Source organism: Candidatus Nanosynbacter lyticus (assembly GCF_000803625.1).
Classification (GTDB): Bacteria; Patescibacteriota; Saccharimonadia; order Saccharimonadales; family Saccharimonadaceae; genus Nanosynbacter; species Nanosynbacter lyticus.
In genome coordinates, this window is record NZ_CP007496.1 from 208,382 (window position 1) to 222,970 (window position 14,589).

Here is a 14,589-nt window from a genome sequence, read left to right on the forward strand (position 1 = left end):
GCCCATAAAATGCTATACTGTAGGTAATAATTGTGAATCGCCATGTTGCCAACATGGAGAAAGGTTTTTTGATGAGTCAAGCAAAAATGGAAGATATTACCAGCCTGTGCAAGCGCCGCGGCTTTATTTATCAGGGGTCGGATGTGTATGGTGGTCTTTCTGGTACTTGGGATTATGGTCCACTGGGCGTGCAACTGAAGCGCAATATCATGGATTTGTGGTGGCGCCGGTTTGTGGATGAGCGTGACGACATGTACGGTGTCGATGCAGCGATTTTGATGAATCAGAAAGTTTGGAAGGCGAGTGGGCATGTGGATACCTTCACTGACCCGCTTATTGAATGTAGAGAGTGTCATGGACGATTTCGTGCTGATCATATTATTAAAAATAAGGATGATTATATAAGTAAATTGAACCCTTTTTTTAATCGTAGAGAAACTCTTATCGATTCGTACGCTGGTGTTGAGTATACCCCTGAAACTAAAAAGGAACTCTACGACAAGTTGGTGGAGGCGGATCTTGTTGCGGGTGAAGCTACCTATCCTGCGCACGACACGGTTGATCAATTAAAGAATTATTATGTCTTGCAATCACAAAAAGATGCTGTATCGTATCTTGGAGATTTTCCAGCGGCCTACCTTAACAATACTAAGACGAAGTGCCCACGGTGTGGTAATATCGCTTGGTATCCAGCACGGACATTTAACATGATGTTCAAAACGCACGTTGGCGCGACCAAAAGCGAAGACAGTATTTCTTACCTCCGCCCAGAAACCGCCCAAGGTATCTTCACTAATTTCAAAAACGTCGTCGATAGTTTTTATCCAAATTTACCATTTGGTATCGCTCAACAGGGTAAGGCCTTTCGCAATGAAATTGCGCCGCGCGATTTCGTTTTCCGCTCTCGGGAGTTTGAGCAGATGGAGATTGAATACTTCGTCAACCCTGAGCATTGGCAGGAAGCGTTTGATGAGCTGCTGGCGGCGACGCATGCGTTTTTGGCAGAACTGGGCTTGAAACCAGAGCACATTCACGAGCTAGACGTGCCGGCGGAGGATCGGGCGCACTATAGCAAAAAGACGATTGACATCGAGTACGATTATCCAATTGGTCGTGAGGAGTTGATGGGAATCGCGTATCGCACTAATTTTGACCTGATGAACATCCAGCGGGTCAGTGGCAAGAGTATGGAATACACCGTCAAGGGGACGAACACAAAATTTGTGCCGCACGTCATTGAGCCGAGTTTTGGTGTGGAGAGGGCGCTGATGGCGGTACTGTCGGGCGCGTACCGTGAGGATGAGCAAAACGGTGAAAAGCGGGTGTATTTGGCGTTGCCAGAACATTTGGCGCCGGTCAGATTTGCCGTCTCACCACTGCTGAAAAATAAGCCAGAATTGGTAGAGAAAGCTCGCGAAGTTTATGCCGAGCTGTCTAAGGTGAACCCCGGCCGAGTGATGTGGGACGACAACGGCAACATCGGCAAGCGCTATCGCCGCCAAGACGAAATCGGCACGCCGCACTGCGTGGTCATCGATTTCCAGACGCTGGAGGACGGCACGGTGACGGTGCGTGAGCGAGATACGACGGAGCAGAGGCGGGTGAATGTTGAGGAGCTATAGATACTAGATATGAAAAAGCAAATTGGGTTTAAGGAGATAAAAGATTGACAAAAAATAGACCTGAGTTTGATAAAATTACATCGTTTGACGAGTTTAATAAATATTATTGGTATCGTGAAGAAATTTCACAGATATGCAGGTCACTAGGATTAGAATATAGCGGTACAAAACAAGAACTCAATCACATTATTGAACAGTACTTTAAGGGTAATGTAATTAAGAAATCATCAATAAAAAATGAGAAGAAACAAGTTGAAAATATTACTCTAGATACGCCATTACTTGAATGTGGTTTTTCTTTTAACGCAAAATTCAGAGAATATTTCTCCATTGTAACAGATATTTCACCTTTTAAATTTACTGCTGATATGGCAACAGCTTGGCGAAAAGTAAAAAGAGAAAAGGATGGCAAATTTACAATCAAAGATTTGCTAAAGGTGTATTATGGCGAATCAGATTATGCCAAGTATGATAATTCGGTTTGTCAATGGAATCAATTCTTAAAGGATTTCTGTGCAGATGAAAATAGCCGCAACTATTCGAATAAATTAAAAGTAGCTTCTATCCTTTGGAAAGAAGTCAGAAATTCAAGAAATGAAAAGATTTATTCAAAGAGTCTTTTGACTGAATATGCCGGTAAAATAAAAGAGTATCACAATTAGATAATCCCCAACGTGTTAACACCCAATGAGTAGTTAATTATGGATATTGGAAAGACAGAATATACTGTAGGTGAAATGGTATCAGCTATCTGGCGTTCGGGTGTAGTATAATGACTCTCATGACAAAAACCACCAAAGGACATATCATCACGCAGAATTTAGATGGCACCGATCATCTGGATTGTCTGTATCGCATCTCGCTCAAAGCCTTGATTTATAACGACGCTGGGCAGATTTTGGTTGTTAAGGAAATTGATCGGACGTATTGGGATTTGCCGGGTGGTGGCATGGATTTTGGCGAGACGATTGAATCGTCGCTGAAACGCGAACTGTACGAAGAGGTTGGCTACGAGGGCGGTTTGCGCTATCAACTGTTTGACGCGTCGGACGAGATGTATATTGAGCGGATTGATGCTAATCAAATCTGTTTTTATTGCCGTGTCTGGCCGGATAATTTTGACTTTGCGCCAGGTGAAGAGGGTGACGAAGTAATGTTTATCGACCCTGAGGAGTTGTTGATCCAGGAAAGTGAGGTTGACGCGCCAGCTCGAGCCTATGGGGTGCATATGAAATGGCAGGAGCTGTGCAGCTTAAAGAGTTAGCCAGTAGAGTAGCATTGACTTTTATACTATAATAGTATAGAATATAAATCATGGAAAGTCTTAAAGGCGGTGTATCTTTTAAGGTTAATTTTATTAATTCTGGCGATAATCCGGGAAATTCTTCTGGCGAAAGTCAGCGCCTGATAGGAATTTATAATGGCGATTGGTCTTTGGGGAGGAGCGGTGCTGTAAATGCGTCTATGGCGTTTGCCAGGAGGGAGGGTGATATACGTAGTCACGGCAATTTGATAGAGAGACTTTACGGATTGGGTGAGCGTTCGGCTCGAGTGTCATTGTCGAAGTGCTTAGACGCTGTCGATCTAGTGGAGGCTGATGGACGATTGATTGCTGACCCTGTGTCGTACGGAGGACTTAGTGCTTTATATAGAAAGATAGGAGTAAGGCTTATTGCTCCGGATTCAATGGGTGAACAGGAAAGGGTAAGTGCTATTCGAATTGCTTTATCTGTTGGCGTCGTGGCTTTACGTTGCGCAGGTCTACCTCTGGAAGAATTAAAAGAATCTCCAGCCAAGCATTTTTGTCCAGATGAAGTAGACAAGTTGGTTTCTTGTTTTCATGGCAATGTAGATTTTGGCAGAGAATGGGGAGATATTAAGAGGGTAGTTACAGGACCGTAGCATATCTCTAAGGTTTAATATATGAAAAAATCTAAGAATTACGGTGCCAGAGTTGAAATTGATAGTCTTATTAATGGTGAGGTTGATAATAATTCACTTTTTACTCTATTGACGGATTTAAAAATCAGAGAAGATGTTTTTGATATGCGTATATTATTGGCTAGTCGTAGTAGTAAATGTACAGGACACGAGGCGTTGGCTGATAAGCATCTTGCTAGTCGATCCACGTCTATAGGATCGCCGCATGAATTTCCTTACGATAGGACTGAGTTGCGCAGTTGGCGGGATGAGCTTGGTATATCTTCTGCTGGGGGATTAAAGGGGAGATTTAGGGGTGGCGATACTTACTTCTCTTCAAATAAAGCTGAGTATTTTATGAGGCGAGTAGCCGCTGTTGCTGTCGGACTTTGCTTGGAAATTCCCTTGCCAAAACTTGATTCTGCTATGGAATTTTCAGCCGAAGAATTGGAAGAAGCCTGGCCAAGATTCAAAGGCTCAATTTACATTTAATATTGTCGTTGTTATAATAACCATATGCATATTATTCTTGGTGGGACGAGCGGGCTTGGTCTGGAGATGGCCAAGCAATTGCGTAAACGTGGCGAGCGAGTATTGGTGTTAGGCAAAACTCACGACTCGCAAAAGCATGGTGAAGGTTTTCCTCTGGATGTTTATTATGCAGATCAAGTGGAGGCGTCTTTTTCGCGAATTGAGCAGATTTTAAATGGTGATGATATTGAGCAATTTGTCTGGGCGGCAGGTTATGGCTGGCGCGGAAATTTTGAAGATCAGACAGACGCTCGCTCCATGGCAGAGGTGAATTTTTCTGGCGCTTTACCGCTGGTGCAATGGGCTTGGCGTAAGATGTTGGATCAGAACCGCAAATCAGTCTTAACGGTCATTGGGTCGACTAGCAGTATTAAGGCTCGATCTGATGAGGCTGTATATGTGGCCACCAAACACGCTCAGGCGGGGCTGGCGCGCAGTTTGGGAATGCAGGCGGATGAACAGAAACTGCCAGTAAAAGTTGCGCTATTTCTGCCAGGTGCTATGAAAACACCGTTTTGGAATGGTCGGGATTTGCCGACTGATTATGTATTTTTCAATGACCCAGCTAAAATTGCTACACATATAATTAATGCTGTCAATTGTCAACAGCAGCCATTTTTAGAATGGGCATTACCAAAAGGCACATTGGTATAGTTGTATCAAAGTGTTATAATTCAAGTCATGATGACTAGTAGTTCGAATAGCGATTATTTTGGGGTAAAAGTTGTAGTTATTGGCGGCGGGACCGGGAGTTTTACACTGCTGTCGGGTTTGAAAAAGTACACGCATAGCATTACGGCGCTAGTTAACATGGTTGACGATGGTGGATCAACTGGGTTGTTGCGTGATGAATTGGGTGTACTGCCAGCAGGAGATGTCAGGCAGTGCTTGGTGGCGCTGAGTACTTCGCCAAAGGTGCGCGACCTGTTTAATTATCGTTTCGATGAGGGTAGTATGAGGGGGCATGCATTTGGTAATTTGTTCATGGCAGCTCTGGAGAAAATGACAGGGAGTTTTGCCGAGGCAGTGGAGCTGGCAAGTGAAGTTCTGGGTGTTAACGGGCGAGTATATCCAATCACTCTGGATGATACGACGATGTCAATTAAGCTAAAAGACGGCACAATTGTTAACGGACAGCACGCAGCTGAATCATTACAAATCCCGCGCGGTGAGCGTCCGTGGCTGGAATTGAAACCACCAGCCGGCATTAACCCAAGGGCGCGTCAGGCGATTTTAGATGCAGATTTGGTGGTTATTGCACCGGGCCTTCTGTATGGTAGTTTGGCGCCAGCGCTGTTGGTACGCGGAGTAACTAGGGCGCTGGCGGAGACGAAGGCGAAGAAGGTATATGTTTGTAATTTAGTGACTAAGCCAACACAGACTGATGGTTTTACGGTGGCGGATTTTGCAGATGAGATTGAGCGATTTTCAGGAGTGAATATGGACTATGTGTTATATAACGATCATCGTCCGCCAGAAGAATTGATCAAAAAATATGCTCATGATGGTGAATATCTAGTGGAGTGGGATAAGGAACTATTAAAAAAGAAGCATTATTACGCGTCAGGCAAGCGGCTAATTGCTGACACTGTTTGGGTTAATAAAAACTCTGGCAGCGACCCATTGGCGGCTCAACGTAGCCTAATCCGACACGACGCCGACAGGGTAGCGCGCGAGCTGATGCGGATTTATTTTGCCTAAGCTTGCTATTGATTTTTAAAGCTTTGTGTGTTATAATAAACAAGTTATGCGCGAACAAAATTCAAGTGTGTCGACTTCAACACAGGAAAGGCAGACGGATGCTGCGCATCTGGATCTGCTGAAACATGATATTCCTGAGAGTTGGTATCCGAGCCCTGAAGCACAGAAGCTTGTTGGCGTGCTCGAAGCGGATGTTGACAGAGAGAAGGGAGATGCGATCTATCACGCGTATCGCTCTTTGAAGATACTTTCAACATTTTGCAAGACACTTGACCCTGAAAGGCGTCGCGCGATGGCTGATGCTATGTTGTTGCACGATATTCCTGGGCGTACGTTACACCGCGAGACTGATGAGAGGGCAAAACTGTCGGACCGTGTGCAAGAAGGCTGGAAAGAATATATCGCTCAGCTTGAGGACTCAGACAAATCAGTCATTGACTATATGCATGACCAGGTGGTTATCGGTACGGAAGCTCGTGATTATCGAGAGTCTATCAAACATCAGTCAAATGGGATAAGTGCACACGACAAAGAACAAATCATGAATTCATCATATGAAGGCATGGTGAACGTGGCTGGTTGGCGTATGGGTATGCCGGAGATTCGCGGTACTGCTCTGGAAAAATTGGCAGGAGAGGTGAACATTGAATCTCTGGTCATCAAAGCAGCAGAAATGATGGACAATCTCAAGAATCCACCCAAGCAGGATTCACAGCAGCTGCGCAATATTCTTGAAGCAGAATCATTTTATTGTCCATTTTTGGAAGCGATTGGTTATGACGCGATGGCTGCAGAAATGGCCAGCACCTGTAACATCTATCGATTGCGTGGGCAAGGGCGCGAAGACATCATCGACAAAGCCGTTGAAGCGTATCGTACGAATGCCGAAAAAGACCCAGCAGAATTGGCGATGCAGATGTTTGGTTTGTCTGAAAAGCCAGAAGTGAGTTGGATCGTTAATAAAACATCAGATGAAGTGTATAGCGGTGTTAATTGCCGTTTTGCTGAGTTGATGATACCTATAGCTGGTGCGTTGCGTCGAGTTTTATTCCGACAAAAATCCATCGGCTCAACCGCAAAGAAAATGTCGGTGAAGGGTGAGGGGTATGATATCATGGACGCGTTTGCCTTTCTTGTGATTTGCGACGCGGGTGACGATACGTTTGATAGAAATCATCACTATGAGATGCGGGATGAGGAGATTGCAGAAATTCACGCAACGCAGACAGAAGACCTTGCCAAGGTATTTTCATCATTCGTGGACACCATCACTGTCAATAACAATCTGCTTTTACGCTCAGGTGATGGTGTTAGCCAGCCGATTTATGTACAAGGCGACTCGACATACGTCAACACGGTTCATGGTGCTTTGTCCTCGGCAAATAAAGCAGTCGTAAATCAGGAACTGAGGGAGGAAGAAACACCCTACCGTGTCTCGAGGGCCTCGGCGCTCGTTGGTCCTGAGGGGTTGCCAGTAGAAGTGCAGATCATGACTGACCTTGACCGAAAATTAGCAAGAACAGATGTTACAAGCCACGCAGTGTATAAGAACAACGGCAATGATTCGTTGCGTTGGCTGCAGAAGCTACACAAGCGCGTGGAGCATATGAAATATGGTAAGGGTAACCCAATCTCAAGGGCAATGGGTAAAACTGCATTGACGGCTATCACCCGTGGTGTATATCCAGTCATGTTTGCGCCAAATGCACTCTACCGTAAGCGAGTACAGTAAGTGTTATAATAGGGATAATGACGACGTATTATACTGACGGTTCTGCTTCGCCAAATCCCGGTCCGGGCGGCTTCGCGGTGATCAAGGATCTTCAGCCGTGGATTTTGGGATCAGAAGAAGGTGATACGACCAATATACGCATGGAAGGCAAAGCTTTAATTGCAGCATTAAAAGACGCTAATGGTGCACCGTGCGTGATTTATACTGACAGCGAGTTTTGGATTAATGTTGTTACCAAGTGGGCGCCGGGCTGGCAGCAGCGTGGCTGGACAAAGAAGGGCGGCGAGATTAAAAATCTGGACATCGTCCAAGAATTATATGAGCTGTATTCAAATTCGCAGGCGGAGCTGTGCTGGGTGCGTGGCCATGAAGGCGATGAAGGGAATGAGCTGGCGGATGAGTGGGCTAATCGAGCGCGTGAAGGCGAAAGATTGACAAAATAACAGCTAGCGACATCTGATAAAAATTGCTATACTAGAAAAATGGAAGAAGTGAGGGAAACGACTGATATTTTTTTGTGGGCGAATCAGACTGATGCGAAGAAGAACGATTTACAGATAGAGCTGTTCTTATTTAATAAAAATTACACGCCGTATGCTATGTCTCTAAAGGGCGATGTTGAGCAGCAGCTTCGACCGCTATTTTTGTTTGATTATATCAACCAGGTTAATTTGGGCGCCGGTACTGGTCTTAGTGTGCGGGATTATGAACTGAGCGAAGCGGAAGACAATGTGCTGCTGCGGACGGATCTCGGCAAGGTTGGCCGAGCGGAAACCTTGATTCATTTGATTGAGCATGAGCGCGGTGACATTGTGGAGTTTTCGGAAACTGAGCATGAGTTTAAGCGAATGAAAGGCGTGATAGCGCGGTTTACTGATCCGAATGATCCAGAAAAAATCTTTTACACCGCTAAATTAATTCAGCAGGGACAGACGCTCAAAAGCGCGCTGGCGTGGGAGTTTTCTGATGGCAAGTTTGGCGCGTTTAAGGCGGAAGTTGGCTTTAAGGTGCCAGATGATAACCAGGTGCTGATCATCGGTCAGGATATATTAGCCTTTAATCCTTCGAAGTTTGAGCGGATGTTTGGCTATGAGTATAAGAAGCAGGTGATTGCCGATAAGAAGGTAGCGGAAATTGAAAAGCAATATAAGCTAAGTTTCCCCGAGGGCTTGGATCTTAACGCACTGGTCAAGGAGCGCAAAAAGACCATCAATAAACTACAGAAATTGGAGATCGGCGAGGTCAAGCAAGAGCAGGTGTTAGACTATGCCGACGAGATGCAGCTGGAGCTAATGAGCGATGATAACGGCGCGATTATCATCATGGATGGCAATGATCTGGATATGTTTGTGAACCTGATCAACGAGGACTACATTGAGAGCAAAATTACCGGCAAGCGCTACGAAATTAAATCGAAAAAACTGTTGGGCGAGCCAGAAGGCGAACCGCCACGAGGTTAAGTATGGATCAAGAATTGGCGCTGGCGATTTTGATGAGCGGTCGGTCGGCGCTGCTGACAGGTGCGGCCGGGACGGGCAAGACGCATCTGTTGAATACTTTTATTACACAGGCGCGTGACCGGGGTAAAAAGGTATCGGTAACAGCGACGACGGGCTTGGCGGCGACGTATTTAGGAGGCAATACCATTCATAGTTGGAGTGGTATTGGCGTCAGTGATTATTTGGCGAACAACTTTTTTGATCGGCTGTCAAAAACGCGGCGTGAGGTGATTATGAAGACTGATGTGCTGGTGATTGACGAGATTTCTATGCTGCATGATTTTCGGTTGGACATGGTCAATCAGGTATTGCGAGTCGTCAGGAAAAACGACCAGCCGTTTGGTGGTGTGCAGCTGGTGATGAGCGGTGATTTTTTCCAATTACCACCGATCAATCGTCCGGGCGAGCAGGGCGGCGGTTTCGTGGTGTATTCGGAGGTGTGGCAGGAGCTGCAGCCGGCGGTGTTGTATCTTGAGCGACAATATCGGCAGAGTGACGAGCAGCTGCTGGAGATTTTGACAGCGCTGAGACATGACGATATTAGGCGACATCATGCTGAGACGTTGCTGGCGCGGACTGAAATTGAGCCGCCTCCAAACGAAGACATTACTGAGTTGCACACTGTGAACGTTGACGTAGATGATATCAATATCCAAAAATTGGCGAGTTTACCTGGAGAAGAGCGGTCGTATCAGCAGACGACGACGGGCTCAAAAATTTATGTTGATAATCTACAGAGGTCGGTTTTGGCGCCAGAAAATTTGGTGATTAAACAAGGTGCGTTGGTGATGGCGGTGAAAAATTCGCCGCAGAAATTGTACGCCAACGGTAGTATCGGCACGGTAGTGGATTTTGAGCCGCTGACGGAATATCCAATTGTAGAGTTTCGTAACGGCCGGCAGGTGACTATGGTGCCGGATGTGTGGGAATTGCGTGACGGTGAGCGCAAGCGCGCTAGCATTTCACAGGTGCCGCTGCGGCTGGCGTGGGCTATAACCGTGCATAAAAGCCAGGGTATGACGCTGGACACGGCAAAAATTGACTTGAGAAAAGCGTTTGTTGAAGGTATGGGCTACGTGGCGCTGAGTCGGGTGCGTGATTTGGATAATTTGTATTTGTATGGAATTAATCGTAAGGCGTTGGAAATTTCGCCAGATGCGCTGGCGATTGATGAGGTCCTGAGGCAGGCGAGTAACGAGGCGGTCGAGCATTATCGTCCGATGTTGGATGAAATGAAGCGGAAACAGTCAGCGCCCAAAAAATCCGCCAAATCCGGCAGCTGGCAGCAAAAAATTGCCAAAATGCGTGAGACATATCCGAAGGCCTATATGCCATGGGAAAAAGCCGACGATAACATTCTCAAGCAAGACTTTATACAAGGAGCAACTATTGAGCAGCTTAGTAAAAAACTTGGACGTCACGAAGGCTCGATTAGGATACGGTTACAGAAACATTTTGGGGAAGACACCGTAGCGTAGCTTCAACTTGTATCAACACTAGACTTTTCCACAAAAGTGTGGAAAAGTTTTTATTTGACGCAAAAATGGGTAAAAAGTCATAAAAAGGGCTTGCAAGTGGGTAGTTGTGGGTAGTATAGTGGAGTCAGTGGAACGAGAGTTGATGGCAATCACCAACGAAAAACAAACATCCACTATAAAAAACAACTAATCTACCACGGAGGAAGGACGACGTGCAGACAGATTACTTTGAGCGAAAGTTGGATGACAAGCGTCGATTGACGATTCCAGCCGAACTCAGAGCAGAGTTTGCATCAGGCGTCGTACTAACTCGCGGGTTTGGCAAATATCTTCACTTATACCCACAGCAAATTTGGGATCGGGAAGTGGAGAGCGCTTTAACTGGAAGTATCCTGGACGAACGCGTGGCTGACCTAAACGTTAAATTCCGCCGTGGCAAAACCGCATCAGCACTCGACCAAAAACAAGGACGAGTGACGATTGAGCAGCATTTGCTCGACTACGCTGGAATTGACAGAGAAGTCGTTGCTGTGCGAGCAGGGGAATACTTTCGGCTAATAGCGGCTGAAAATGCGGAATAGTAGATTAGCTAAGCACTTTAACAATTAAAACCTCTCGAGATCAACTATCTGGGTATTTTAAAATGGCGTGTGGCAATTTGCTCCACATTAAAAACGGCAACGCACATTCCTTAAAACACCTCCCAAAAAACTCCACCTCACACATAAGTCTCTTTGGAAAACATGGTTGTTACTGACAATCAATAACTTTCCACTCTAAGACAACAAAAACAAACAGAACACAAATATAAAAAAGCCAGAATTAAATATCCAGTTAGGTGATCTCGAGCATTATTTCTGTATAATGGAATAATGATGAGTATTAAAGAACATCCACCACAGTCGGAAGAGCCTCAGACGGGCGAACCGATTCATGTTCCCGTACTTTTAGAGATAACCCTTAGCAAGCTGCGGCCAGTCGAAGGCGAGTCGTATCTCGACTTGACGGCTGGCTATGGCGGTCATGCCAGGGCATTCTTAGAAAGAACGGATAATTACTTGGACTCAGTGTTGGTCGATCGTGATGAAAACGCGATTAAAACATTGGGCGATTTGGCTGAAAAAGGCGTAACTTTAATTCACAAAGATTTTGTGAGCGCAGCGCAAGATTTGGTCAAGCAGGGACGTAAGTTTGACGTGATTTTGGCTGATTTGGGGGTGTCGTCACCGCAGCTTGACAGAGCAGAGAGAGGTTTTTCGTTTCGGTTTGACGGACAGCTGGATATGCGGATGGATAATCGGACGGAAATTACAGCGGCAGATATTGTCAATTCGTATTCGGTTGACGAGCTGACGCGGCTGGTTACTCGTTACGGCGAGGAGAACTTGGGGCGGGCCAGGCGAATTGCACAGGCAATTGTTGGCGCCAGACCGATTCAGGGGACGACCGAACTGGCTGATCTGATCAAGCAAACCGTTGGTCGCGGTAGCATGAAACATCATCCTGCGACTCGTACTTTTCAGGCATTGCGCATTGAGGTCAATCACGAACTTCGGCTAATTGAGGAATTATTGCCACTTTTGCCACGTTTACTTAATAAGGGTGGGCGAGTAGGAATAATTAGCTTTCATAGCTTGGAGGATCGATTGATTAAGCGCTACTTTTCGGAGCAGGCGACGGCTGGATATGAAGCTGAGCTAATTGTCCGAGAGAAAAAACCAGTGTCTGGAACTGAAGATGTTCACAATCCGCGTAGTCGAAGTGCAAAATTTCGCTACGCCGTGAAAAAATAAAATAAAAAGAAGGAGGCAATATGCCAATCCACATCAAAGTAGAATTCCAGAATACAGACAAGGCAGAGACTGTTTCAGTACGCCGCGGCTAAACTAAAGCGTATTCCGGAATATACCTTAGAAAACCAGCCTGTCTGTAGCGGGCGGGCTGGTTTGTTATGCCAATATAAACAGATAAAAATAAAAAGATAGAGACAAATGACAAACACCACCACATTTACTTCACGACGCTCACACGGTCAAATGCGCCGCAATCAGAATTCGACACGTTTTCAGTCTCAGGTCAAACTTGGTCCTGTCGCTCATACAGTGCTAGCGGCATTGATGATTACAGTACTGGGCTTGATTTATTTAACCCAGGCAACACGATTAACAGCCTATGGTTATGAAGCTCAAAATTTAGATTCAAAGATTACTGAACTTAGCGCAAAAAAGTCAGAACTGGAAGTCCAGAATGCGCGTTTGACGGCGTTAGAAAAGGTGAAGAATAGCAATATTGCTTCAGCCATGACTACAACCGAAACGCGTTATACTCAATAAGTGATATAATAAAATAAGCAGTATGCAGCGGCTTATTATTCGTTCAAGAACTAGTTATTTGGCCATCGTTTTACTCGTAGCGATGGCGGCTTTTGTGTTGCGATTATTCCAATTGCAGATTCTACAATATGGCAAATACACAGAGCTAGCTCGTGCTAGTCAGCAGCGTCAGTTTGTTATTCCTGCAGAGCGTGGGAAAATTTATATGATGGACGGAAAAACTCCAGTGCCAGTAGTTCTAAACCAAGCGACTTACACGGTGATTGCGGATCCTCAGGCGGTTGATAATAAAGAGCGGAATCAGATTATTACGAGCCTGAGGGAGATTGCTGGCGGGGAGATGACTGATGGGGCGGCTGAGCGTTTGGCTAATAAAAAATCGCGATATGAGGTTTTGGCAAAAAATATCACCAGAACTCAGGCGGAAAAATTAAAAGAGAAAAATTTTGCTGGGGTGCTATATCAGCAGGGTTCCGTCAGGAGCTATCCTGAGGGTGGACTAGGTGCGCATGTTTTAGGTTTTGTGAATGCAGCGGGCGAAGGTCAATATGGCGTGGAAGGCTCGCTTAACAACCGACTTAAGGGACAAGATGGTCTATTGCAGTCTGTGACTGACGTAAGAAATGTGCCGCTCACTGTTGGAAAAAATAATATGAGAATTGAGGCAAAGTCTGGCGATAATTTAGCGTTGACGGTTGATCGAAATGTTCAAAGTCAGGTGGAGTTGACACTTAAAAAGGGGATTGAAGCTGCAAATGCCACTGAAGGTAGTGCGGTTATTATGAATCCCAAAAATGGTCAAATATTAGCATTGGCTAACTACCCAACATATAATCCAGCGGAGTTTAATAAGCAAAAGAATGCGGCGGTGTTTATGAATAGTGCTTCAATGGTGCCATTTGAGCCGGGTTCAATTATCAAGTCATTTAGCTTTGCTACAGCTATAGATGAAGGGGCTGTTACTCCGTCTAGTACATATAATAACACAGACTGTATTAAGGTTGCCGATCGGACTATGTGTAATGCTTTAAGGGGTCTAAGCGGCACTACTACGATTCAAGGAGCGTTTAATAATTCTCTTAACGTTGGTACGATTACGGCAATACGTAGGCTGGGTAATGGTTCGCAGATTAATCTTGCTGCTCGTCAGGTTTTATATGAATATTATCATGATAAATTTGGGTTCGGTCAGAAGACAGGAATTGAGCTGGGTGAGGCGTCAGGGTATATTTATCCGCCAGATAGCGTTGAAGGTAACGAAGTGCGCTATTCAGCAATGACTTACGGTCAGAGTATGAATCTGACGATGGTGCAAGTGGCGGCTGGATTTTCGTCGCTGGTAAATGGCGGTCAGTATTATAAGCCAACTGTCCTTAGAGGGGTAATTGATGGCTATGGTAATCTAAAATCGTCAGAAAGTAAGTCAATTCGTCAGACGGTAAGCGGTAATACCTCATCGCAAATGAGGACGATGTTAGCGACTGCTCGCCAATCTTCTTTCTTGTCAAAAAGTGACAAGCCTGGCTATGAGATTGGTGGAAAAACTGGTACGTCCGAGGCGGTGGTTAACGGTTCTTACACTCAGAAGGAAACGATTGCTACTTATATTGGTTATGGCGGTGGTAAAAATGGTGCCGAATATGTCATAATGGTACGTGTAGCAGCGCCAGGTAAGAGGATTAATCTACAAGGAAATTTCCACGCCGGGCCAATTTTTACGGATATATCCAATTGGATGATTGATTATATGAAAATAGCACCAAAGGAATAGAT

At 45.4% G+C, this 14,589-nt stretch carries 15 protein-coding genes; all 15 read left to right on the top strand.

The annotated features are described in order from the left end of the window. The first annotated feature begins 32 nt into the window (after positions 1-32). The 15 genes from TM7x_RS01105 to TM7x_RS01175 all read left to right on the top strand — a co-directional run bounded on the left by TM7x_RS01105 (position 33) and on the right by TM7x_RS01175 (position 14,587). Positions 33-1,622 carry a glycine--tRNA ligase gene (locus tag TM7x_RS01105; RefSeq protein ID WP_230478854.1) on the top strand — a complete coding sequence of 530 codons (1,590 nt, stop codon included), beginning with the start codon at positions 33-35 and terminating at the stop codon, positions 1,620-1,622. Positions 1,623-1,666: 44 nt separating this feature from the next. Then, on the top strand, positions 1,667-2,284 hold the full coding sequence (locus TM7x_RS01110) for an SAP domain-containing protein (RefSeq protein ID WP_039327093.1): 618 nt from the start codon (positions 1,667-1,669) through the stop codon (positions 2,282-2,284). Between the two features lie 119 nt (positions 2,285-2,403). Next, the gene (locus tag TM7x_RS03765; protein ID WP_052198788.1) at positions 2,404-2,886 is read left to right on the top strand and encodes an NUDIX hydrolase; all 483 of its coding nucleotides are present in this window, start codon (positions 2,404-2,406) and stop codon (positions 2,884-2,886) included. Positions 2,887-2,936: 50 nt separating this feature from the next. Continuing rightward, complete coding sequence (locus TM7x_RS01120) at positions 2,937-3,524, top strand: hypothetical protein (protein WP_039327096.1); 588 nt, start codon at positions 2,937-2,939, stop codon at positions 3,522-3,524. A gap of 21 nt (positions 3,525-3,545) precedes the next feature. Further along, positions 3,546-4,034 (top strand): hypothetical protein, encoded by a 489-nt coding sequence (locus TM7x_RS01125; protein ID WP_039327098.1) that lies wholly within the window; start codon positions 3,546-3,548, stop codon positions 4,032-4,034. Between the two features lie 24 nt (positions 4,035-4,058). After that, positions 4,059-4,727: an SDR family NAD(P)-dependent oxidoreductase gene (locus tag TM7x_RS01130; protein ID WP_039327102.1), complete on the top strand. Its 669-nt coding sequence runs from the start codon at positions 4,059-4,061 to the stop codon at positions 4,725-4,727. A gap of 27 nt (positions 4,728-4,754) precedes the next feature. Beyond that, a complete protein-coding gene (locus tag TM7x_RS01135; RefSeq protein WP_052198789.1) occupies positions 4,755-5,774 on the top strand; it encodes a gluconeogenesis factor YvcK family protein in 1,020 nt (339 codons plus the stop codon). 46 nt (positions 5,775-5,820) lie between these two features. Next, positions 5,821-7,506, top strand: a complete 1,686-nt coding sequence (locus TM7x_RS01140; RefSeq protein WP_039327105.1) for a hypothetical protein — start codon at positions 5,821-5,823, stop codon at positions 7,504-7,506. Between the two features lie 17 nt (positions 7,507-7,523). Next, positions 7,524-7,949 (top strand): ribonuclease H family protein, encoded by a 426-nt coding sequence (locus TM7x_RS01145; protein WP_052198790.1) that lies wholly within the window; start codon positions 7,524-7,526, stop codon positions 7,947-7,949. Between the two features lie 39 nt (positions 7,950-7,988). After that, a complete protein-coding gene (locus TM7x_RS01150) occupies positions 7,989-8,966 on the top strand; it encodes a Kiwa anti-phage protein KwaB-like domain-containing protein (protein WP_039327111.1) in 978 nt (325 codons plus the stop codon). A gap of 2 nt (positions 8,967-8,968) precedes the next feature. Then, a complete protein-coding gene (locus tag TM7x_RS01155; RefSeq protein ID WP_052198791.1) occupies positions 8,969-10,483 on the top strand; it encodes an ATP-dependent DNA helicase in 1,515 nt (504 codons plus the stop codon). A gap of 212 nt (positions 10,484-10,695) precedes the next feature. Continuing rightward, on the top strand, positions 10,696-11,064 hold the full coding sequence (locus TM7x_RS01160) for a division/cell wall cluster transcriptional repressor MraZ (protein WP_052198792.1): 369 nt from the start codon (positions 10,696-10,698) through the stop codon (positions 11,062-11,064). Positions 11,065-11,355: 291 nt separating this feature from the next. Next, positions 11,356-12,276 carry a 16S rRNA (cytosine(1402)-N(4))-methyltransferase RsmH gene (gene rsmH / locus TM7x_RS01165; protein WP_052198793.1) on the top strand — a complete coding sequence of 307 codons (921 nt, stop codon included), beginning with the start codon at positions 11,356-11,358 and terminating at the stop codon, positions 12,274-12,276. Between the two features lie 198 nt (positions 12,277-12,474). Further along, positions 12,475-12,816 (top strand): hypothetical protein, encoded by a 342-nt coding sequence (locus tag TM7x_RS01170; protein ID WP_039327113.1) that lies wholly within the window; start codon positions 12,475-12,477, stop codon positions 12,814-12,816. A gap of 22 nt (positions 12,817-12,838) precedes the next feature. After that, entirely contained in the window at positions 12,839-14,587 is a 1,749-nt protein-coding gene (locus TM7x_RS01175) for a peptidoglycan D,D-transpeptidase FtsI family protein (protein ID WP_039327116.1), read from the top strand. Positions 14,588-14,589 lie beyond the last annotated feature (2 nt).

Excerpts from the sequence above, each read along its gene's own strand:
- TM7x_RS03765 (WP_052198788.1), top strand. The coding sequence starts at position 2,404 with ATGACAAAAACCACCAAAGGACATATCATCACGCAGAATTTAGATGGC.
- TM7x_RS01120 (WP_039327096.1), top strand. The coding sequence starts at position 2,937 with ATGGAAAGTCTTAAAGGCGGTGTATCTTTTAAGGTTAATTTTATTAAT.
- TM7x_RS01125 (WP_039327098.1), top strand. The coding sequence starts at position 3,546 with ATGAAAAAATCTAAGAATTACGGTGCCAGAGTTGAAATTGATAGTCTT.
- TM7x_RS01130 (WP_039327102.1), top strand. The coding sequence starts at position 4,059 with ATGCATATTATTCTTGGTGGGACGAGCGGGCTTGGTCTGGAGATGGCC.
- TM7x_RS01135 (WP_052198789.1), top strand. The coding sequence starts at position 4,755 with ATGATGACTAGTAGTTCGAATAGCGATTATTTTGGGGTAAAAGTTGTA.
- TM7x_RS01140 (WP_039327105.1), top strand. The coding sequence starts at position 5,821 with ATGCGCGAACAAAATTCAAGTGTGTCGACTTCAACACAGGAAAGGCAG.
- TM7x_RS01145 (WP_052198790.1), top strand. The coding sequence starts at position 7,524 with ATGACGACGTATTATACTGACGGTTCTGCTTCGCCAAATCCCGGTCCG.
- TM7x_RS01150 (WP_039327111.1), top strand. The coding sequence starts at position 7,989 with ATGGAAGAAGTGAGGGAAACGACTGATATTTTTTTGTGGGCGAATCAG.
- TM7x_RS01155 (WP_052198791.1), top strand. The coding sequence starts at position 8,969 with ATGGATCAAGAATTGGCGCTGGCGATTTTGATGAGCGGTCGGTCGGCG.
- rsmH (WP_052198793.1), top strand. The coding sequence starts at position 11,356 with ATGATGAGTATTAAAGAACATCCACCACAGTCGGAAGAGCCTCAGACG.
- TM7x_RS01170 (WP_039327113.1), top strand. The coding sequence starts at position 12,475 with ATGACAAACACCACCACATTTACTTCACGACGCTCACACGGTCAAATG.
- TM7x_RS01175 (WP_039327116.1), top strand. The coding sequence starts at position 12,839 with ATGCAGCGGCTTATTATTCGTTCAAGAACTAGTTATTTGGCCATCGTT.